The organism is Streptococcus equinus (assembly GCF_900101445.1).
GTDB lineage: Bacteria > Bacillota > Bacilli > Lactobacillales > Streptococcaceae > Streptococcus > Streptococcus equinus_B.
Genome location: NZ_FNKE01000002.1, coordinates 191041 through 212264, shown reverse-complemented (window position 1 = coordinate 212264; position 21224 = coordinate 191041). Strand labels below are relative to the sequence as shown.

General features: G+C 29.7%; 20 protein-coding genes. 9 read left to right on the top strand and 11 right to left on the bottom strand.

Features of this window, described 5'->3' with window-relative positions:
• Positions 1 to 897 precede the first annotated feature (897 nt).
• Positions 898 to 1251 (bottom strand): hypothetical protein, encoded by a 354-nt coding sequence (locus BLR83_RS08605; RefSeq protein WP_234793138.1) that lies wholly within the window; start codon positions 1249 to 1251, stop codon positions 898 to 900.
• Between the two features lie 210 nt (positions 1252 to 1461).
• Between BLR83_RS08605 and BLR83_RS09985 the strand changes: the two genes are divergently transcribed.
• Complete coding sequence (locus tag BLR83_RS09985) at positions 1462 to 2457, top strand: hypothetical protein (RefSeq protein ID WP_074561270.1); 996 nt, start codon at positions 1462 to 1464, stop codon at positions 2455 to 2457.
• Position 2458: 1 nt separating this feature from the next.
• Positions 2459 to 3076 (top strand): LysE family translocator, encoded by a 618-nt coding sequence (locus tag BLR83_RS08595; protein WP_074561269.1) that lies wholly within the window; start codon positions 2459 to 2461, stop codon positions 3074 to 3076.
• A 92-nt stretch (positions 3077 to 3168) separates the two neighbouring features.
• On the opposite strand, the gene BLR83_RS08590 is transcribed toward BLR83_RS08595, so the two are convergent.
• The 7 genes from BLR83_RS08590 to BLR83_RS08560 are packed head-to-tail and all read right to left on the bottom strand — an operon-like array spanning position 3169 to position 12445.
• Positions 3169 to 4617 carry an AMP-binding protein gene (locus BLR83_RS08590; protein ID WP_074561268.1) on the bottom strand — a complete coding sequence of 483 codons (1449 nt, stop codon included), beginning with the start codon at positions 4615 to 4617 and terminating at the stop codon, positions 3169 to 3171.
• Positions 4610 to 5191, bottom strand: a complete 582-nt coding sequence (locus BLR83_RS08585; protein ID WP_074561267.1) for a GNAT family N-acetyltransferase — start codon at positions 5189 to 5191, stop codon at positions 4610 to 4612. The genes BLR83_RS08590 and BLR83_RS08585 overlap by 8 nt, the downstream gene beginning before the upstream one ends.
• Complete coding sequence (locus BLR83_RS08580; RefSeq protein ID WP_074561266.1) at positions 5192 to 6136, bottom strand: NAD(P)-dependent oxidoreductase; 945 nt, start codon at positions 6134 to 6136, stop codon at positions 5192 to 5194.
• 6 nt (positions 6137 to 6142) lie between these two features.
• On the bottom strand, positions 6143 to 7333 hold the full coding sequence (locus BLR83_RS08575) for an MFS transporter (RefSeq protein WP_074561265.1): 1191 nt from the start codon (positions 7331 to 7333) through the stop codon (positions 6143 to 6145).
• Positions 7306 to 10179: an AMP-binding protein gene (locus BLR83_RS08570; protein WP_074561264.1), complete on the bottom strand. Its 2874-nt coding sequence runs from the start codon at positions 10177 to 10179 to the stop codon at positions 7306 to 7308. Before BLR83_RS08570 ends, BLR83_RS08575 begins: the two co-directional genes overlap by 28 nt.
• A gap of 21 nt (positions 10180 to 10200) precedes the next feature.
• Positions 10201 to 11868, bottom strand: coding sequence for a Gfo/Idh/MocA family oxidoreductase (locus BLR83_RS08565; protein WP_074561263.1), 1668 nt, complete (start codon positions 11866 to 11868; stop codon positions 10201 to 10203).
• Position 11869: 1 nt separating this feature from the next.
• Positions 11870 to 12445 (bottom strand): histidine phosphatase family protein, encoded by a 576-nt coding sequence (locus BLR83_RS08560; protein ID WP_074561262.1) that lies wholly within the window; start codon positions 12443 to 12445, stop codon positions 11870 to 11872.
• 204 nt (positions 12446 to 12649) lie between these two features.
• Here BLR83_RS08560 and BLR83_RS08555 point away from each other — a divergent pair, with 204 nt between their 5' ends.
• Positions 12650 to 13510, top strand: a complete 861-nt coding sequence (locus BLR83_RS08555; protein WP_074561261.1) for a helix-turn-helix domain-containing protein — start codon at positions 12650 to 12652, stop codon at positions 13508 to 13510.
• A gap of 449 nt (positions 13511 to 13959) precedes the next feature.
• Here the strand turns inward: BLR83_RS08555 and BLR83_RS08550 are convergent, their stop codons facing one another.
• The 3 genes from BLR83_RS08550 to BLR83_RS08540 form a co-directional block, all read right to left on the bottom strand.
• Positions 13960 to 14832, bottom strand: coding sequence for an ImmA/IrrE family metallo-endopeptidase (locus BLR83_RS08550; RefSeq protein WP_234793137.1), 873 nt, complete (start codon positions 14830 to 14832; stop codon positions 13960 to 13962).
• Positions 14833 to 15038: 206 nt separating this feature from the next.
• Complete coding sequence (locus tag BLR83_RS08545; protein WP_000768128.1) at positions 15039 to 15218, bottom strand: helix-turn-helix transcriptional regulator; 180 nt, start codon at positions 15216 to 15218, stop codon at positions 15039 to 15041.
• Between the two features lie 76 nt (positions 15219 to 15294).
• Positions 15295 to 15648 carry a helix-turn-helix domain-containing protein gene (locus BLR83_RS08540; RefSeq protein WP_016480454.1) on the bottom strand — a complete coding sequence of 118 codons (354 nt, stop codon included), beginning with the start codon at positions 15646 to 15648 and terminating at the stop codon, positions 15295 to 15297.
• An 868-nt stretch (positions 15649 to 16516) separates the two neighbouring features.
• On the opposite strand from BLR83_RS08540, the gene BLR83_RS08530 reads away from it, so the two are divergent.
• From BLR83_RS08530 to BLR83_RS08505, 6 genes are all read left to right on the top strand, one after another.
• The gene (locus BLR83_RS08530) at positions 16517 to 16813 is read left to right on the top strand and encodes a cytoplasmic protein (RefSeq protein WP_074561258.1); all 297 of its coding nucleotides are present in this window, start codon (positions 16517 to 16519) and stop codon (positions 16811 to 16813) included.
• Positions 16814 to 16833: 20 nt separating this feature from the next.
• Entirely contained in the window at positions 16834 to 17289 is a 456-nt protein-coding gene (locus tag BLR83_RS08525) for a hypothetical protein (protein ID WP_014335063.1), read from the top strand.
• A gap of 15 nt (positions 17290 to 17304) precedes the next feature.
• Complete coding sequence (locus BLR83_RS08520; protein ID WP_074561257.1) at positions 17305 to 18972, top strand: FtsK/SpoIIIE domain-containing protein; 1668 nt, start codon at positions 17305 to 17307, stop codon at positions 18970 to 18972.
• Positions 18973 to 19183: 211 nt separating this feature from the next.
• Positions 19184 to 20419 (top strand): replication initiation factor domain-containing protein, encoded by a 1236-nt coding sequence (locus BLR83_RS08515; RefSeq protein WP_074561256.1) that lies wholly within the window; start codon positions 19184 to 19186, stop codon positions 20417 to 20419.
• 12 nt (positions 20420 to 20431) lie between these two features.
• On the top strand, positions 20432 to 20662 hold the full coding sequence (locus BLR83_RS08510) for a hypothetical protein (protein ID WP_000456038.1): 231 nt from the start codon (positions 20432 to 20434) through the stop codon (positions 20660 to 20662).
• Positions 20659 to 21216 carry a hypothetical protein gene (locus tag BLR83_RS08505; RefSeq protein WP_000584430.1) on the top strand — a complete coding sequence of 186 codons (558 nt, stop codon included), beginning with the start codon at positions 20659 to 20661 and terminating at the stop codon, positions 21214 to 21216. The genes BLR83_RS08510 and BLR83_RS08505 overlap by 4 nt, the downstream gene beginning before the upstream one ends.
• Positions 21217 to 21224 lie beyond the last annotated feature (8 nt).

The window sequence follows — 21224 nt, the reverse complement described above, 5'->3', positions numbered from 1 at the left end:
TCTTTTCAAATTTGTTACCGCTGCCCTCTCGAACAACAGCTATATTAGTTTAGCATTTCTTCAACGCTTTGTCAAGAAGTTTTTTGAACTTTTTTTCAAAGCCTTTTTGAAATGTTTGCTGCTTCAAACAACAGCTTATTTAGTATACTAAACTTCATTTCCTCTGTCAACAGGTTTTTTAGCTTTTTTTGATTTATTCTAGTAGATTTCTCATAAGCTCTGCTTAAACGTCAAATTGCTTTCTATCACTTATCATTTTATAGACATTAAGACCTCTTTCAGGCGCTTTAAAATGCCTTTGGTGGGATTCTGAGGCTCTTTTCTAACTTTCTACTCCAATAAAAATTTTTTAAAAAACAACAAAAGAACACTCCAAAGAGTGTTCTTTTGTACAAATCTGAAAAACGGATTAACGTTTTGAGAATTGTGAAGCTTTACGAGCTTTTTTAAGACCTGGTTTGACACGGTTGTATTTCAAGTACTTTTAAATTAGCTTTATATCAACTCTCACCAGATTTGTACAGCCTTTTTATTTCAAAAATTTTGAATGGATTTGATTGAACTAGGGGAATTTCCCAGTCTATCATATTACCGTTGAAAGTTACTAATACTATTCTGTAGTAATATTATATAAAAGAGGAATAAAAACGGAACCCCTCATCACCCACTCTATCTATCCAAAGATATCAAACCTTCCCCATACATAGAATAGACTATAAACTTTCCGAAAAACACATATTTTTTGGAAAATAGCAACATCAATTCAGACTATATAATTATTAGTATTACAATTAAAATTAATCTTAAATAATTGAAATTAAATTCTTTTATAGTTTGTTTTTGGAAAAATTTTGGATAGGATTTCCTAAAAAGAAATGGACATGCATTCCTCCAACTTTAGTTTATCAATCTCCAATCACTATCAATTTTAAAAATTAGCATCTCATGATACTTGTCTTTTGAATCATAGTAGGAAAATCTTACTTCATCAAATTCTTTTCCATCTAAATCCTCCTGCCTAACCGCAAATTCTAACTCAAACCGTCTGATTTCATTTCCAGCCAATAAAAAACTGTATGAACCATTTTCACCATAAAACTCCTGCATGCCGTTCTTCTCATAGCAATTTATTTGAACCATTTTACCAATAAACTTTTTGGAATTATACAAAGATAGATTGATATTTCTTAAAATCTGTTTAGTTGACTTCATATTATGAATTTCTAACCATAATGGGACATCAAATATCAACCCCGATCTTCCTATACTATTTGTAAATCCCCAAGGTTTCCCTGTTGTTTTATTATAAACTGATTTAATATAAATTTTTACTTTCCCTTTATTAGTAAGTATTGAAGTTATTAAAGCTTGTACAGTTTTTATAATTTTCTAAAAATTCTATCTTTTTTGATTGTTATCCACTCTTTTTTTGTGTATAATTATACATATGGGAGGAAATTTATGAAAAACATTAAAGATAGTATTACCACTGCCCCTAGAACAGGTGTACTTGCAGATTTTTTTGAGAAAACCGCATCAGGCGAGTTGGGAGAACCAAACAATACTTATTTAGGTGATATCAATTTATTTAAAAATGACGAAAAAATGTCATCTTTTTATTTAAATCATAGAAAATTGCAAGGACAATTCGACAAGCATTTCTACTCAAGTATTCCCTTTATATTGGAGGAAGAATGTCGCGTTGGCTCAGCATTAAAAGATTACTTAGAAAAAAGAGATGGTACACAGTATTTATATGTTCTCGGAGCCGCTGAAGGAACAATGGCTAGAACAATTGGAAATTTGAGCAATGGCAAGATAAAAACTTTATCTTGTAGCCCAACAAAAGCTAATCAGGATAATTTTTTTAGATATGGCAAGCCACTACATTCAAAATTTATCCTATCCCCTTACAATAAAATAACCAACTCAAATATCAGAGAATTATTTCCTAATTTCAATGGTTTTGACGTCATAATAGAAGATACAACATTTCAGATGTACAGCCCAGATAGAGCTAAACAAATAAAATTTACAAAAGAAAAGCTTAAAAAAGATGGTATAATTGGTTTTATTGAGAAATTTTCCAATAAAGATATTACGGAATTTCTAAAAAGAGAACATATCAAAGACTCACTTTTTAAAAATAGATTTTTCTCACAAAAAGCCATTCAATTGAAAAAAGACAATGTATTAACAGATATGAATAATGGTCTTGTTACAATTGACACATTTAAAAACATTTTAGCTGACTTCTTTAAATATGCTGTTATAAATTGGAATTCTGGAAATTTCTATACAATCTACGCATCTAATAGCAAAAATAATCTTTTAAGCTTTTTATCTAATATGACACCAGCATTAACTCCTAATCAGTTTGTACATACCGATCTTCCAGTCGCATTACTGAACTTGAATAAAAACGAAATAAAATACAGAATCATAAAGGAAAAATAATATGTCACTATCTACTTGGATATCATACACTATCGCTTGCATTCTACTTATTTCCCCCCCTGGACCAACAGTAACTTATCTTATAACTACTAGTATGACTCATGGGAAAAAAACAGCTTATGAAATTGTTTGGGGAAGTTTCTGGGGAGGACTTGTTTGTCTAATCCTCTCCTTTATTGGGATTGGAGCTATACTTAAAACTTCAGAAACCTTGTATGCAATTTTACGTCTACTTGGGATCGCTTATCTTATCTATTTAGGAATCAAAAGTTTTCTTGATGCTAATAAGGTAAAAGATAAAACTGAAAAAATGGTACCTCCTGAAAAAGGAGAAGCCTTTAAAAATGGATTTTTATTGATATTTTTAAATCCTAAAAACATTATTTTCTTTGCTTCGTTTTTACCTCAATTCATTAATCACAACTCTCCGTTTTTATTACAAACTACAATATTAAGTTTGACCTATCTAATTGTTGGTTTAATCAACGATTATTTATATAGTTTTTTTGCTTCAAATATTGGAAACGTACTTGGAAAACATTCTGAAAAGTGGATTGCCTACATCGGTGGTGTAGCTATGATACTATCAGCTATAATCGTTGTATTTCAAAATTTTTAGTAAAAATTATTTTTAACACATAAACAAAAAACACTCTAAAAACTGGATTTTTAACCCGTTTGAGAGTGTTTTTGTTATAAATGTAATATATACTAGTTCATCAACTCGAGTAATTTTCGATTGATTTTTTTGTTATTAGTTAATGGTATTTCATCAATAATGTGAATTTTATTTGGAATCATATAAAGTGGAAGTATGTCTTGCATTTTACTTAAAAGCTCAGATGAGTCAATACTAACTTGCTTTTCTAGAACAATAAATGCACTCAAACCAACGATTTTATTAGCTTTATTTTTTATTGGTAAAACTACAACATTTAAAATTTCTGGAATTTTTTTTATTATACATTCAACTTCTTCTAATTCAATTCTGTACCCGTTCTTCTTAATTTGATTATCATTTCTACCATCAAAAAAAATATAACCATTATCTAAAATTCGAACTTTATCACCAGTCTTATAAGCTTTCTTAGCATTTATTTCTATAAAAGATTTTGCTGTCTCCTCTTTTCTATTTAAATATCCATCAAAGACCATATCCCCCACAATTTGTAATTCATTTTCTGCTCCAACTATTAGTTCAATATTTTCTCTCTTTTCACCAATAGGTAATTTATCCATTTTCAATAAACTCTCTGTTATCTGTGTACCAATAATTGCAACTGTACATTCTGTAGGACCATAAGTATTGAAAATTTTAGAATTCTTAAAATTTGTAATTAATTTCTGTGCAAATTTAATATTAAATTCCTCTCCACAAAAAATAAACTTTTTTATCCACGGATAATTATAGCTATTAAAGTTTGTACTAATATAAACTAAATATGCAAATGAGGGAGTTGAAATAAATAAATCAAATTTCACGGTGTTGAACCAATGTCTTAATTTTTTATAATTAGTTGTTATTTCTGTAGGAATTGCAACCAGAGTTTTGCCTAACCACAATACTGTTAACCAACTCATTACTGATAAATCAAATGAAAAAGAAGCTTGTAATAAAATTCTTTCATTTTCATAGATATTAAACTTTTCATGAAAAAACCAACTTGTAAAACTGATAATATTTGAGTATGAAATAGGAACACCTTTTGGGATACCAGTTGTACCTGAAGTGTAAATAACATACATATACTTATTTTTTTTTCTTGTTAGAGTATTTGAAATACAATTTCGATTAATAATATCTTCAAATAAAATACTATTGCCAACCTCTTTACATTTACTTCCTCTAATAATTACTTTTGGCTTTATATCATCAATAATATTCTGTATTCTTTCATCAGAATTTTTCGAATCAATGGGGACAAAAATATAGCCAGATTTTATACAAGCAGTCAATACACATAATGAGTAGAAGTCATTATTTCCTATAGCTGCAATATAATTTGAATTCCCTTTTTTGGAATCAATATATTGCCAAATTATATCTGAAAAAACATCTAGCTCACCATATGTATAGGTCAGTTCCCCATCATCATAAACATTTTTATTTTTATTTTTTTTTATAACTCTAAGTATTTTATCTACAACAACATCATTCATCGTTCTTCCTTTCATTTAAATTCAATCTGTAAATTTCAAAATCATGATAGAATCCATTATAGTACTCAAACTTAGGAATTTCGCTTTCTTTTTTAAAACCTAAACTATTTGGTATGAACTTACTTTTGATATTATCAACATCTACATAAATTAATAAGTTATCAATTTTGAATTTAGAGGGTACAAATTTTATTAATTCTTTTACTCCCTTTTTTACAAAACCTTGATTTTCATATTTTTCTGATATCCAGTATCCAATTTCAGCCTGACTTTTTTGTAAATCTATGTTATGAATATCTATCATTCCTACAGGCTTTTGATTAATACAAATTGTTAGCATAAACAATTTATCATACTCCATTTTTTCACGAGCATACTTAATAAACGATCTCTCATTTTCAACACTTTGCATTTCTTCTACCCAAGGGAGCCATTTAGCTAAACGTTCTCGCTCAGTAGAAATAATCTCGTATAACCCTTTACAATGTTTATCGGATAGATAAAATAGCTGACATAATTTCCCGCGTGATTTAAATTCTGCAAATTCTTTCGCATCTAAGTCGGTATAAGTCATTTAATACCCCTTTTTATAATCTACAATACCATTTAGCTCTTTATGTGTACAATAATTATATAAATTTTTGCTAAACAATTCAAAAAAATCACATCTAAAATGTGGCAGCATTCCTGAGATATGCGGAGTTACTATAATTCTATTATTTTCCCAAATTTTTGAGTCTTTAGGTAATGGTTCTTGCTCAAAAACATCAAGAAAAGCTGTCTTAATATCCCCCTTATCTACAAAATGGATTAAATCAGAGGTATTAGTTGTTTCTCCCCTTCCAATACTTATATAAGTAAAAGGCTTTGAAAATTTTTTCAATAATTTGTTATCAAATATATGTGTAGTTTGGATAGTTTCAGGCAAGCAATTAATAACAATATCTATATTACTAAAAGTAATTTTCCCTTCAATAATATCACCTATTTTATAAGTAGCATCAAAAATATTACTACTTTTTTTCCCTGAAGTATTTACCCCATAAATATTTCTCACAAAAGGACTTAAAACCTCTGAAATACTTTTCCCTATACTTCCCGTTCCAAAAATAATAATATTTTTTTCTCGAATATCATATATATTCTCTGGAACTTTCCATTTTCTATTTATTCTATTTATATAAGTTTCATTTATTGAATACGAATCGGAAAGGCATTGTAACAACACAAAATTAGCAACTCTCTGAGAGTTTAATCCTGAGGCACTAGTTAAAATAACATTATTCTTTTCAAATTCTTCTAATGGAAAATAATCTACCCCCGCAGAAACTGACTGCACCCACTTAATATGATGTTGTTGAATAAGATTTAATCCATCATTAAAATCCCATCCTAGCATCACATCAATAACATCATCTTCTTTTAACTGATTACGTTCTAAAAAATCTACTTTAGGAAATTTTTCTTTAAGTTTTTTTAAACTTTCATAATCAAAAGGTACTAAAGATAAAACTTTCATAATTCATTATTCCTTAATAAAATTTTTTATTATTATATAAGACGTTATAAATAGACCTACTGAACAAAAAATAAAAGTATTCCATTTTAAGAATGGAACTATTCTTCCAAAAATAAAATTAGCTGGAGGAATTAACAAAGAACTAAAAATAAATAGAATAGAAAAAACTCTTCCTAGATAATTTTTCTTTGTTTCTTTCTGTATAATAGTAAAAACTTTAGCATTAATTTGTACTAAGAAAAATCCGTTAACTAGCGAACAAAAACATAATAAATACAAATTGTGAATTATACCAACAATTAGCAGTATAAGAGATAAATACTTAATATCAGAAATAAAACTAATCTTATTAACTTTTGAACTCTTATAGGTTAAAAGTACCCCACCTATGATTCCTCCAATAGCCTCTAAACTAACTAAAAAACTATATACTTTTTCTGATTTATCTAGTAGCACATTTATTAGATAGGGGATCACTAAATCATATGAAGTCATAATAAAATTCAATACTGAAATAAAAACCAGTATACCTAAAATGCGTTTTTTTTGATTAATATATTTTAATCCAGAAAGAAACTGATCTGTAAACGTCAAAACATTCTTTTCTTTTTTTATCTCATTATACGGTACAGTTAAAATTAATAAAGCAGAGAGTAAAAATGATATCGAATTTATAAATATAAAAAGATTTAGACTACTGTATAATGATAATATAAACGCTCCTAGTAAAGGGGCAACTATTTTTATTACACTTGATAAAGTATTTTGTATAGAATTAAACTTCTCAATTTTTTCTGATGAGATTACATTAGGTACAATTGCTTTAGCTGAAGGAGAATTTATAGCCATTGAGATACTTAATATTGATGTTGTCATTATTAAAATTATTCTATCATTAACGTAATCATTCAGGGTTATTGAACATATAAGACAAGCAAAAAAACTAAGTAAATCTGAAAAAATTAATAATTTTTTTCTGTTGTACCTATCTACAATCGGTCCAGCTAAAAAATTTGCTACTAATAGAACAAAACTACTAACTCCGTTTATTAACCCCAATAGAGAAGTTGTTTGAGTTTGTGATACTAAAAACCAATTTATGGCAAATAAATAGATCGAATCTCCTGCTAAAGAAATTGCGTAGTTAGATAATAGCGGAAAAGCTCTTCCTAAAAACTTTCTTCTGATTTTTGACAACTAAAATCTGCCTCCTTAAATATTTCTGAAGAAAAAACAATATAATATTTATCTCTATCGCTCATTACAACAACATGATGTTCGTCATAATTGACATTTTTAACACTTTCAATCATTTGAGAACTATCAGAAGTCTCCCCTAAAAAATTAATTGCAAAATTCAAATTCTCCCATCTCCTAAGGATTTCTCCTCCATTTTCAAATGCAATTTCTTTTAAATTAACACCGTTTTGATAAAGAGAGAGTATTTCTCGAAAATGCAAAAACATTTCATCCATGGATTCGCTTTTATCAACCCAAATTGGAAGTGTACTGTGTATATCTCCAATAATTTTTTCAGCATCAAAATCAACAAAATTCCTAATATCACAAATAATTGATCCCGTTACTCTCTTTAGTTGTTCATTTTCTTTAAATAATTTTTTACTAATTTGATAAAAAGCTTGTAATGCATAAGAGGTTGGTTTATTGAATATATTATAGTTTACATCAAAATTTTCTTCGATTACTTGGATTTTATTTTTGGAAATACTTGAAACTTTAAAAGATTTTGGAAGTAATCTTGTCGCGTCATCAATTTTATAGGAATTGCTATTATTCTTTATGTACTTTATAAATTCTAAAAAGTTACTATTGTAGTCAATTTTAAAATTTATATTTTCTATATCATAAATAATTTTTGCTAAAAGATTATATGATGATAAGTCCATAATATAATGTGAAATATAAAATCTTAAAATATTTTCCTTAGTATTAATTACAGGAATAAACAATGGACTTTTTTCCTTTTCAAAAAAATTTTTTATTACAGTTTCTTCAGGAAATGAATACACTTTAAAAATATAAGGAGTATAATTTTCTATCATCGAAAATCTTTCAGCATTATTATCGTCTAGTACTATCTTTACAATGTCTATATGACTAGCTAATTCTTTTAGATTTTGTTTGATAATATGTCTAACCTGAGAATACTGATTATTAAGCTTAATATCAAAAATAAAATAGCTTCTATAATTACGTTGTTTATAATTTTTAGCTAAATATCCTGTTTCTGTTTTTCCTCCAAACGATAAAAATTCTGAATAATCTTCTAATTGCTCGATAAAAAAACTATCATCTTTTGTTGAAAGTTCTTTTGCACTCTCTTTGTCTCTCTGATTATCATCTAACAAATTAACAAGCATATCTTTAAACGACTTATTATTAACAATACCTGGTATTAACTCTTCGGGAATTTTCACCTTTGTAGTATCTTCAAATTCAATAAGAAATCTTACTTTATCTAAAGAATCCATCTCATTAAAATCTCGAAATCCAAAATCTAATAATAATGCATCAAATTCTTTAACAACATCAGAGTACTTAGCTTTCTTAATATCAATAGTATTATTTTTATAATAATACACTGACATCATTTTCTTTTTATCAATTTTAGAATGATCATTAAAGAAAAATTCTTCAACAAAAATTGGAATAACATGGTAATGAGGAGGAAAAATTTTCGAAATTTTTTCTTTAACTTTAACTTCGTCAACATCTTCTTCACAATGTAAAAAAGCAACTAATTTATTTTTCTCAAAAACTGATACAACTTCATTAATTCCTGTCCTCAAACGGATTGTCTCTTCAATCTCTCTCAATTCAATTCGTGAACCATGATAAGATATTTGATCGTCAATTCTTCCAACAAAAACAAGATTGCCAGACTCATCATAATAAACAATATCACCAGTATTGTAGTATCTATCACCATCAATAATTACAAAATGTGATTCATTTAACTCTTGATCAGTATAACCATCTGTCAAACATTCTCCTCCTACATAGAGGACTCCCTTTTGTACAGGAGTATTATCTTCATTTAAAACTTTAAATTTAACACCATCATATTTTTTACCAATTGGAACTACATCAGTTTCATCTCCCTTTATTTCATAAGTGAATACTGCTACTGTCGCTTCTGTAGGACCATAAAGATTAAAAATTCTTGTTTCTTTTGGAAAAATTTTTTTTAATAGCGGAACTAATTGTATAGAAAAATTTTCTCCTCCTAAAACAAGAGTTTTTACGGATTCAAAATTTCTAGCATTTAACATTTTAGCAATAGAAAATGTATATGAGGGAGACAGTGATAAGAAAGTTAAACTATATTTCTTTGTAAATTCTGCCAACCTACTTGTTTTTTGGAATCCAGTTAAATTTTTAGGCAAAACAAAACTCGTCGCTCCAATGTATATTGGAGCCATTATTTCAGGCATTGATACATCCCATGAATAATCTGTCATACATAACATTCTAGAAGAGGAATCTAAATTATAGTGCTTTTGGTACTCTCTCATAATCCAATTTAAATTTTTTAATGTTACTTGTACTTTTTTAGGTTTTCCTGTCGTTCCAGAAGTCGGTAATAGATTAACAATATGAGGAAACGGAACATGATATTTTAATTTTTCTTTTTTTATATCATTGATTTGTGGTAGTTTGATTACTCTAATTCTAGTTGACAGTTTTTTTACATCTTCAGACACATCATCAGTTAACAAAATATTAAAATTAACATCATCCATTCTTTGATAAGAATCCATTAAAGACATGCTGTTAGTTAATGGTACCGGTGTCCCTCCTAATTTGTAAATCGCCATATACACACCTAAAGTATATATGGTGTCTTTCAAATAGAAGCCAATATATTTTTGAGTTCTATCAAAACCTACTCTATTAGCTACATAATTTGAATAATTTTCGATATCTTCATAGGTTAATTTTTCATTTTCTCGAATAATAATTGCTTTTTTAGGACAGTCTTTTAAATACTTATTTAATTTATTTATTGGATTTTCAATCATATCAGTCTTCCTTCCTATTTATCAATTCTCCTCCCAAATTGCCCAATCATATTTTTTATTTAAAATATTTAAAGTTTTGGGACAGCTTACCTCAGCATCGTAAATGTACGTTAATCTTCCATTTTCAATTTTAAAATCAATTTTTTGAGGATTACTTATTTCAATATTCAAATCTGTTTTAAGAATCCGCTTAATTGCTGTTTCAATACTTTCATAATTTAAAATTTCTCCATTTGGATACTGTGCTTCATGTTTTTTTCCAACTTTTAATAATTTGTTACCATTTTTAACATGAATTTCAACATCGTACAGTGAATTTTTAGTTGAAAAACGTTTTGACATCGACTTATAAAACTCTGACAATAAAATTATTGTCTCTTCTTGGTCTTCAAGAGTAGCATCACTTGGTTCATTGTTAAAAAACCTATCTAAAATATCGAAACGTGCTTGTTCATTTTGACCAATATAATGATCATCTTTATTTCTTGTCTCTGTTAAAATTCTCTCAAAAGGTTTTCCACCAATAAGTTTATCATTTCGAAAAACATCAATTTCAAAATGGTCAAGACTTCCAATAGAATTGATCATTTCTTTTTCCTCTGAAATTTCTTTTGACTGAAAGCTCATAATTTTAACATTCAATAATGGACCAACATCAATTTCAACATATTCATGACGAATACGACCATTCCCTTTATAAGTATCTTTTGGTTCTTCAAACCATGCACGACGTGAATAACTTGACTGGGACATATCTAACACTGCTTGAGTTAGAATTCTTCCATTTTTATCTTTATAATCAACAATAGCAGAAACATCTAACTCCCCAAATTTATCTAATACATCCAATGATTCGAATATTTCTTTACGTTCTTTATTTTTAAATTCTTTTCCTAATCTATTATAAAAATCACCATTAAAATATGCCATGAAATCGCTAGTTAAATAATCCGATACTTTCAATTCTCGGGAATCAAAATTTAAGCCTGCGTTTTTATTTGCTCTTAAAAAAATGGAAATTAAATCAACAAAATGATACCCACTATGAAGTAATTTCCCGTAACCATATTTATAGGGATGGTTATCTCTTAAAATAACCTCGTTAGGCATCGGCCAATTTCCATCACCATGCATGATTCTCAATTTAGTAATAGGGACTTTATACTTACATACTACTTCATTAACAATATCAAATGCTTTATGAAATCCTTCATGCCCCCTCCTTTGAGCCATAACATCAAATCGCTTAGAATTTGACTGACGGTATTTTTTCACGATTTTATAATAATCATCAAGTAATTTTTGGGAACCAAATTCAGTATTGGAACCAATTGAAGCTGTAATAGGTTTATCACACATTATACTTAAACCAACTTCTAAACAAAAATCAATATACATCATATGACTTTTAGGTTCTGTAGAAATTATCGCATGATTTATGTCATAATCAGAAATTTTTTGTAATAATAGCATCCTATTAACATCTGATAACACTTCGTCATCACGTATAACTGAATCAAAAAGTAATAATTCATAATCAAAATCAAACTTATTTACTACTTCTTCTATAGCCTTTCTTCTGTGTTTTAAGTCCACAATAAGTACTTTATCAATAAAATCCACTTTTTGAATATACTTTAAATAAATTCTTTTTGCATGTGGTCCTACACCAAATAAAACGATATTCATCTTACACCTCTTTACTAAAATCTATATGTTCCCATTTGATAATATTTTCACTATTAAAAATAATTTTAAAAACATCTGGAGTTGATATTCGACAAAAGCTATCCCAATCAAAATTTGAATCAATGTAATTTAAAAATAGTGATATCACTGTAGCATGAGTTACTATTACAACAGTTTCATTTTCGTCTGTACTACTAATAATTTTTTCTACAGCATCTTTAAATCTGTTAAATGCTTCGTTCAATGATTCTCCTGTAGAAATTTTATAGCTTCTATCTTTCCATTGTTTATAAGAATATTCGGTAAAATTTAGTGTTGGTATCCATTCTTTTGATATAACTCTTTCATGTAAAGCGTTGACCTCAAAAATTGGAATATTATTCTTATTAGAAATATAATTTGCAGTTTGTCTAGTTCTAACATATGGACTACAATAGATATATTTCAGTCTTTTATTCACAAAATATTCAGATAATTCTTCTGACTGTTTTTGGCCTTTTAATGACAAAGGGCGTTTAACTTCATCTTCAACTGTTCTGTCCGGTTCTGCATGACGTATAAAATATATTGTTTTCATAATTTTCTCCATAATAAAACATAATAACAAAACTAAAATTTAAACTACTTTATCCACCCCCAACAATTATAAGAATCTCGAATAAAGTCAACAAAAACAGCAATTTACAAAATTTTAAATCTGACATTTAGCTTCTCCTTTATTGATTTAATAGATATTATATTGTAAAATTATCCCTATATAAGAAAGAAGGCATATCAGGGAATGAAAGATTTTGGAGAAGTTTTTAAAGTTATTAGAAAAAGTAAAGGAATCAAAATTATCGACATTGCTGATGAACAAATTTCTAAATCTCAAATCTCCCGATTTGAGAGAGGAGAGTCAACAATTACTCTTTTTAAATTGACTCATATGTTAGATAAAATTTGTGTAACTGTAGAAGAATTTATGTATATCGTAAGAAATTATAAATTAGACAATTTTAGAGAGCAATTAATTACTATTCGGAAATATTATATGGATAACGATATAGATTCTTTAAAAAGACTATTTCACTTTGAATCACTTGATAAAAACTCAATCTTAAATAGATTAAGAGCATATTCAATAAAATCCATTCTCTACAATATCACTAAATCTCAAGTATACAAATTAAATCAAACTGAATGCGATGAAATTTCCAATTATCTTTTTCAAATTGATAATTGGGGCTTTTTTGAAATTGCTCTTCTCGGTAATACGTTACGTAACCTCCCTGTTGAATTATCCTTTTTATTAACAAAAGAAATATTATCTAAAAAAAATATTTATGTAAATATTCCTGAAAACAAAAAAAATATCATTCAATTATCAATCAATACACTAATAATTTGCACAGAAAAGCAAAGGTACAACGACAGCCACTACTTAAAACACGCTATCTCTATTTTACTTGCACATGATAATTTCTTTTATGAAAAACTTGTTTTTAATTATGCAGTAGCTCTTTTAGATATTTCTGAAAATAATTTATCTGATAAAAAAAATATTGAGAATACTCTATTATCCATGAAAATAGTCGATCATAATCTACATACTATTTATAAACAACATTTTGATAATTTTATAAATAATATAAAATCTTAAGTATTATTAAAGTATCTAAACATAACTAATTATCCTACCCAATTATACTCTGACCATATTTGAATATTTGATAACTTTGATTCCTTTCGGAAGCAATTATATAATAATTTTGGTATTTGATTTATGAGGTAAAATTTCAGAAAAAATATGTATTTCCTAGAAATTCTAACACTACATCCCCAAAATAACACCTGAATAATAAAAACTGATAAGAACTCTTATCAGTTTTTATTATTTTATGTGATAAATTCTCCGGATAAGCTTAAAAAGAGAACTTGTTTTCTTGAACACTATTAACTTGAGTTCTAATATACATATTTTGAATATATAAACGAAATCCAGATATTAAAGTTGCACCCATCGTCACTGAAGATTGTATACTCTTTATATAAAATAACTTATAAAAAACATTCCATTTTCAAACCGTATTTTTATATAATTATGTACTATCAATCGGATAATAATATTATTCTTTTTGCTCTATTTCTTGCTTCTTGTTTTGTCATTTGATTGGTTAACCAAGCATAGCCAATTGTCTTTCCAAAATTGTATTCTATCCATGTTTTCACATTTGGTAGATTCATTTCTAGCTCCTTTCGAAACTTATCATCTAATAATCCAGGTATTTGATCACTAGCTATAAAACCACATACTAGTAGCTTTTGTTTAATCTTAATAAAAACATCACCGCTTACTTCTTGATATTCTTTAATAATTTTTTCTTTAACCATTCTAAAATAATCTAAAATATATTGATTATTACCATGATAATAGTGATAAACCACTTGATAAACTTTATCTCTACTATCAAGTAATAAGTTCACAAATAGATTTACCAACCTATAAATAAGTGCTTCACATGATACTACTAAATCTGCTTTCACTCTCTGAAAGCTATCCTGACGATAAAAAATCTTAGATAATAGTACAATATCTGGCATTAATACAGTAGCAGAGAAAATATTTGCTTCCCTTTCTTTTACAGAATCACTCTTACCACGTAATTCTGTGAAACATTTCCCTGAATGCCCTAAAACAAAATGTCCTAATTCATGACACATTGTAAAATTTTGTTTTTCAGTAGAATTATACTTTTCATATGAAAAAGATACCCCATCTTCATTAATCAAAGTAAGGCCTTCAATTTTTCTACAAGAAAAATGATGTTCAAGTATTTTGATATTGTAACGCTTCAAATAGTAATTTAAGTATGAACTAAAATGATAATCTATCAATGATTCACCCGTATTCTTTATAAATTGATAAATATCTTGTTTAGCTATTCTAGCAATTTTAAAATAATTTCCATTCAAAATTAACATCTCCAATTCTATTACTGATTAGCTTCCAATTGTTTAAATTGTATAAAAATTAGAAAACGTTGTCTATTTTAGAATCGAGTATTAATAGCTTTGTAAATAATATGTAGTATAACAAAAATTAAGAAAAGGTTTTGTCATATAGAATCATCATCCATCAGACCTAATTAAATAAAAAAGTGGACTCTCGCCCACTAAAAAATTTATGTTTATTTAACAAATTCATCCAAACTTACTTCAAAAAATCTAGCAATTTTTATTGCTTTTTGTAGATAAATATCACTTTGTCCCTTTTCCCAACGATTAACAGATCTGACATTGACATCAATCACTTTTGCTAATTCTTCTTGAGTCATTCCCTTGGCTTGTCTTAATTCTTTAAGTTTCATACGTTTCCTCACACTATTATTCCTTTTACTCTACTATTCGTAAAAGAAATAATAAAACCAGAGAAAGTCTAAAGAATTATCGAGAATTTTTATCCTTTTCAAAAGCTTTTTTACGTTCTTTCATGAATTCAATTAACTCTTTTCGAAAGACTGCTTTTTCTTCTTCCGTCATTCCATCAGATGTCGTTCTAAACAACATTTCAACATCTGACAAATCAATTTCTTCATCAACTTCCTGATTTCCCATCAAGGTATCTAGAGTTACATTAAATAATCTTGCTAATTTTTTAGAATTTTCGTGAGTAGGCATTTTTACTCCACGTTCCCAATCACCATATGCTGGTTGAGATATACCTAATTTTTCTGCAATTTCTTTTTGTGTTAAATGGGCCTGTTTTCTCAATGTTTTCAAGCGTTCTGAAAATTCCATAGTTTTGTCCTTTAAAAAATTTTTAAATTTTTTCAAAAAACCGTTGACAAATATAACTGCCAGTTATATAATATAAATATAGCCAATGGTTATATGAAGTGGCAAAATTTAATACCAACTAATCAATTGGCATTGTCCATTGATAATTTAATAAAAAAGTGCGTCTGACAACCAGATACCTGACTATCAAACCACACAATAAACTTCGTACCTTTATTGTAACGTGTTTGAGTTTTAAAGTCAAGTCCATTGATGGTTGAAGTTAAGATTTAAAACTTTTTTGGTGGGCTTACACGCATTTCGGACTTTAGCACTTTTCCGAATAGCAAAGTGAACTGGCTTCGCTAATTAAGCGTAAGAGAATCCTTCGGGCATGATAATGACTACCTGACAGATTGGCTGGGACAGCGATGGTAATTGATACAAAGCACCTTGTTAAACGTTGCCACCGTAAAAGACTAGTTTTAAAAATTAGTCTTTTAACCAAATAACTTTTTTCTCAAACCGTTGCTACCAAGCAACACACCTATGAGCCACTGGTTTCCACTAGTGGCTTTTTTCTTACAATAAAGGAAAGGAGGTCTGACATGACTTCTTATTTTGAAAGTGTCCTTGAGCGGCACTATCAAAATTTTATATTTACCTATAAGATGTATGCTTATAGTTCAAAATTAGTAGAGTGTCTTTATCATGATGCTCTAGAAGAAATCAAACACTTAGTTAAACAATTTCAAAAAGCGGGCTATACCTACTCTGAATTACATTTTTATAGTCGCTTATACAGTCGTAAAATCAAACATTTTTACTTTTCTAGAGTCAGTCTAAGTCACTGACTCTTTTATTTTATTACTAGAAATGGAGAATATCTATGATTCCTGAAACTTTAAAAATGAACCCTAACTTTATTGGAAAAGCTTATTATGAAAAACTTGGAACAGCACCTCGTACTGTCTTTGGAAAAGCAGGAAAATATCAACGTCACATTTTAAACAGTGAAAAGCACGGCTCTTTCCACGTGATTACCCCAGCCTTATCTCAAGTATTTGATGAAGATGCAATCGTTGAAGTGGTGAACCCTATCTTCCTTCCTGATCGTAGTCTTAATGGAAACAACGTTGCTCCTGCTCTTAACGTCTTTGCTGAAAACTTGAAAGTATCTAAATAATAGAAAAGAGGATTTAACTTATGGCTAAAATTGGATTAAACTATGGTGACAAACTACAAATTGCTGACAAATCATACCGTGTAATCACTGAAGGATTAGATATCCCTGAAGTCTTTGGAAAATTAACTTTTCGTGGGATTGAAGGCGCTGATCTTATCTATGAAGAAGACCGTACGCAACGTAATGATGACGGTTCGTATGCTCAAATCGCCACAGGTGAAGCACGCGGAATTGTGGTTGGTATCCACTCTTCGGTCCAACACGAAACACTTTTCTTTACCATTGCTGACATGAGTGAACAAGAAATTAAAGACCTTAACTTAAAATATCGTGAAGAAGTTGAACTTGAAGATATTGTCGTAACCTATTCATCTATCGGACGCAATGACAATTACAAACTCTATGCTTCTAAACTAAAAGCAAAATCAGATACAACACCTACTAAAGGTGATGTTAAAAGTGACACTAAAAAATAAGGTTAGGAGGTAAATATGCAATTATTTACCTATCGTGGTTGGCGGGTTCGAAAATACTATCAAAAAATTAAGGTAATAACATATAGTATCATGTTATTACCTTTTTTACTTGGTAATGCTTACTATACCTACATCTCCTATCAAGAGATATTAAAAACACCGCTCACCTATTCACTTAAATTCTCATTAACACTTTTACTCCCCGCACTCCTTCTCTTAGGATTTCACCATCTCTGTTATCAAAAGCTTCTCTTCTTTAAACGTCTCAATACCTTAAGAATTCTAGCAAATTTCTTAATAGAAAATCGCTATTATCTTTCTAAAACTGTTAAACGTGATGGAAAAGCAATTGAAAAAATTACCCTTCCTAAAGTCTTTGTTAAACAAACTAACTATCACCTTTTAATCAGTTTTATCCTTGAAGGGAATAAATTTCAAGACCGTTTTATCAACCTTGGTTCAACACTAGAAGTGATGTTTAACGGTGACTTTAAAAACAAAACTTTTGATGAGCGTTTTATTCAGTACGATATCAGTATTAATCGGATTAATAGTCGTATTGATATTTCAGACGTAGCCATCGACAACCACTCCTTGAAATTAATGGCAGATGTCTTTTGGGATTATATTGCTGAGCCACACTTATTGATTGGTGGAGGAACTGGTGGCGGGAAAACTGTTGTTCTAATGTCAATTGTCTGGGCATTAGCTAAAGTTGGTTTCATTGACCTTTGTGACCCGAAGAATGCTGACTTAGCTGGTTTGAAAGATGTTCCTGTTTTTCATGGAAGAGTTTTTAGCACCAAAGAAGAAATTATCCAATGTCTAAAAGATAATGTGACGTTCATGGAAAATCGTTATCAAGCCATTCAAAATCACCCAAACTACAAAATCGGTAAAAGTTTTAGTGACTATGGCATGAAGCCAAAATTTATCGTGATTGATGAATGGGCAGCCCTTATGGCAAAAATTGATAGTGATTATCGTCTCCAAGCTCAAGTAACAGAATATCTTACCCAATTAGTCCTAGAAGGACGGCAATCAGGTGTGTTTATCATTTTCGCTATGCAACGTCCCGATGGTGAATATATCAAAACTGCTTTAAGGGATAACTTTATGAAACGCTTGTCAGTTGGGCATTTAGAAGATACAGGCTACACCATGATGTTTGGAGATGCTAATCGAAATAAAGAGTTTAAAAAGCTAGATAAGATTAATGGAAAAACAGTTAAAGGACGGGGCTATATCGCTTCTAATGGTGAACTGGCTGGAGAATTTTTCTCTCCTTACGTGCCTTTTGAAAAAGGCTTTTCTTTCTATGAAGCCTTTATGAAACTTCCTGTTTTAGAAATGAAAGGAGAAGAATTTGAGGTCTTCGGTGTTAAACAAACACCCGATAAACAAGAAGAAACAAAGAATGTACAGGCTTCATCAAAATCACTTTCTGACTTTGCTAAAGAAAAAGAACTTTCTTTAAAGACATTACGAAAATTAGCTTATCTTTTTGATGAAAGAGGAATAAGCTTTACCAAAGTCGGCAATTCTTTAGTAGTAACACCAAAACAAGAGGGGCTCCTTCTTGAAGCTTTAGAAACTTATCATGGCGGATGCAGCTCCTATGCACAAGCGGTTGAAACGTGCTTAAGTCGTCATGGGCTAGAACAAGAGCAAGGGCAAGCCTGAACAGCGTTCAGGCGAAGTCCCGAAGTCTCGAAGTTCTAGTCCATGACGCGTTTTAACCCCCGCTATTCTAATAGGGGGGTAGCAGATTTCAAAATAGCGAAAGCCAACCGCCCTAATGCCAATGATATCAAGGTTTTACAAGTTTTGAGAACTGTGTCACTTTTGCCAAAAAAGTGTGTCACCTACTGATAGATTGGAGGGAATTCAATGAATGGATAGATTAAATCCTGTTATGCTGAAAAAGTTTCGCAAAAAAACAGGAATGACCCAAAAAGAATTTGCTAAGAGTATTGGAATTAGTCATCGCACCTATAGAAGTTATGAAGATGGCTCACGTGGTTTAAGTCTTGATAAATTTCGGGAATTTAAACACCGATTAGGATATCTGAAAGAAGCTGATAAAGAACGACTAGAAGTACACATTGACTACTTAAGAATTACGTTTATGACAATTCGTGATTTAAAACATTTTTGTCATACTTATCTTCATTGTGAGTTAAAGGAATTTACCGAATCTGAAACTAGACTTCTTAATTACACTCATCTGTGGAAACGAGGAAATATTTGGATATTTGACTTTTTTGATAAAGTCGAAACAGGAAATGACCAAATAACCTTACAACTATCTGGTCAAGGTTGTCGAGAAATGGAACTTATTCTTGAAACATACCATCTTACATGGCAAGAACTTCTTCAAAAAATGTCCTATGACATACCTGATATGCGAGTCAAACGACTTGATATTGCAATAGATGAACGGTATTTAGGAAATGACCGTGAAGAAGAACAATTCCTCTTATCAGATATGATTACCAAGGTTTATAATCACGAAGTTATTTGTCATACCTTAAGAAATTGGAACCACATTGGAGGTGGTAGTTTACAAGAGATTGAAGATAGAGAAGGAAACCAAGGAATTTCCATCTATTTTGGAAGCCGTCAAAGTAACCTCTACTTCAACTTCTATGAAAAACGTTATGAATTAGCTAAAGCTGAACAAATCTCCTTGGAAGAATCCTTGGAGATTTTTGGTATTTGGAATCGCTACGAGTTACGGTTTGCTAATGAAAAAGCTCAATTAGCTATTGAAGAATATATCAATGGTGTTGACTTAGCTGAAATCGCTCGTGGAGTTATTAATCATGAGTTAGAGGTCTATGATGGAATTAACCATTATGGTGCTTATCAACCAGACCTTAAATGGCAACGTCTTTTTGGTGGAACAGCTCCTTTAAAACTAAGCATGAAACCTGAACCTTATACTATCGAACGAACAATAAAATGGCTCATGTATCAAGTATCAAATTCATTACGACTTGTCAGTGAGGCTGATAAAATCATGCAAACTGAATATCTCAAGACCATCCAAAACTGCGGAGAAATCAATGAACGTGGAGAAGCTATCCTAAAAAATCTTAAAGCTTCCCATCACTTATTAAACAAATAATAAGGAGGAAATATGGAATACAAAGTTGAATTGAACTCTATTGACCACTTTAAAGCATGGTCAGGTGGTGCTTCTACACTCGAATCTGTTCGTAAACGTGGTGGCACTGATCAACTAACGACACTTTGTGAGGAAGTCTTCTCAGGAACAGTTCCAACAGAAGAAGAAATCAATGACTGGCTCTGGTTTGATGATGATTATATTTTTCGCTCTCTTGGCTATACGGAGTTACTAGATGAATGATTATTAAAAAGATTTACGAAGGTATTGCTAATCTTCCACGTACAAATGAAAACTGGAAGCTTGGTATCGTATTAATGAAAGATAAACAGTTTTATTATGATACATTCGCTCGAAAATTAGCAACTGATAGTGACGTAAACTCATTTAACTATCAACACGCCTATTTCTCTTTATCAGGAAACATTCTTGAAATTGATAGAGAAATGTCATCACAACTTGTACTTATCTTTAAACAAATTATCAACTCAAAACAAAAAGATTTTATGGAGGAACTTATCATGGCAACTAAAAGTACACTTGAAAAGAAAGTAAGAACAATCACTTCTGAACTTGGGCAGTTTATGAAAGAACATAACACCAAAGAAGCATGGACAAAAGCTGGCGAATTGAACAGTGTGCTAAAAACTGAAGAGGCTCAAACACTGCCTGTTGAATTTTTAGAAGCCATTCGTCATGAACTAAGAGGCTATTATTACGTCAATAGTGAGCTTAACAAACTTCAAAAACAACTCTACGCTAAAGGGAACAAACTCCTAGAAATCGCAAATATTTAAAGGAGACT

Excerpts from the sequence above, each read along its gene's own strand:
- BLR83_RS09985 (WP_074561270.1), top strand. The coding sequence starts at position 1,462 with ATGAAAAACATTAAAGATAGTATTACCACTGCCCCTAGAACAGGTGTA.
- BLR83_RS08595 (WP_074561269.1), top strand. The coding sequence starts at position 2,459 with ATGTCACTATCTACTTGGATATCATACACTATCGCTTGCATTCTACTT.
- BLR83_RS08590 (WP_074561268.1), bottom strand. The coding sequence starts at position 4,617 with ATGAATGATGTTGTTGTAGATAAAATACTTAGAGTTATAAAAAAAAAT.
- BLR83_RS08585 (WP_074561267.1), bottom strand. The coding sequence starts at position 5,191 with ATGACTTATACCGACTTAGATGCGAAAGAATTTGCAGAATTTAAATCA.
- BLR83_RS08580 (WP_074561266.1), bottom strand. The coding sequence starts at position 6,136 with ATGAAAGTTTTATCTTTAGTACCTTTTGATTATGAAAGTTTAAAAAAA.
- BLR83_RS08570 (WP_074561264.1), bottom strand. The coding sequence starts at position 10,179 with ATGATTGAAAATCCAATAAATAAATTAAATAAGTATTTAAAAGACTGT.
- BLR83_RS08565 (WP_074561263.1), bottom strand. The coding sequence starts at position 11,868 with ATGAATATCGTTTTATTTGGTGTAGGACCACATGCAAAAAGAATTTAT.
- BLR83_RS08560 (WP_074561262.1), bottom strand. The coding sequence starts at position 12,445 with ATGAAAACAATATATTTTATACGTCATGCAGAACCGGACAGAACAGTT.
- BLR83_RS08555 (WP_074561261.1), top strand. The coding sequence starts at position 12,650 with ATGAAAGATTTTGGAGAAGTTTTTAAAGTTATTAGAAAAAGTAAAGGA.
- BLR83_RS08550 (WP_234793137.1), bottom strand. The coding sequence starts at position 14,832 with ATGTTAATTTTGAATGGAAATTATTTTAAAATTGCTAGAATAGCTAAA.
- BLR83_RS08545 (WP_000768128.1), bottom strand. The coding sequence starts at position 15,218 with ATGAAACTTAAAGAATTAAGACAAGCCAAGGGAATGACTCAAGAAGAA.
- BLR83_RS08540 (WP_016480454.1), bottom strand. The coding sequence starts at position 15,648 with ATGGAATTTTCAGAACGCTTGAAAACATTGAGAAAACAGGCCCATTTA.
- BLR83_RS08530 (WP_074561258.1), top strand. The coding sequence starts at position 16,517 with ATGATTCCTGAAACTTTAAAAATGAACCCTAACTTTATTGGAAAAGCT.
- BLR83_RS08525 (WP_014335063.1), top strand. The coding sequence starts at position 16,834 with ATGGCTAAAATTGGATTAAACTATGGTGACAAACTACAAATTGCTGAC.
- BLR83_RS08520 (WP_074561257.1), top strand. The coding sequence starts at position 17,305 with ATGCAATTATTTACCTATCGTGGTTGGCGGGTTCGAAAATACTATCAA.
- BLR83_RS08515 (WP_074561256.1), top strand. The coding sequence starts at position 19,184 with ATGGATAGATTAAATCCTGTTATGCTGAAAAAGTTTCGCAAAAAAACA.
- BLR83_RS08510 (WP_000456038.1), top strand. The coding sequence starts at position 20,432 with ATGGAATACAAAGTTGAATTGAACTCTATTGACCACTTTAAAGCATGG.
- BLR83_RS08505 (WP_000584430.1), top strand. The coding sequence starts at position 20,659 with ATGATTATTAAAAAGATTTACGAAGGTATTGCTAATCTTCCACGTACA.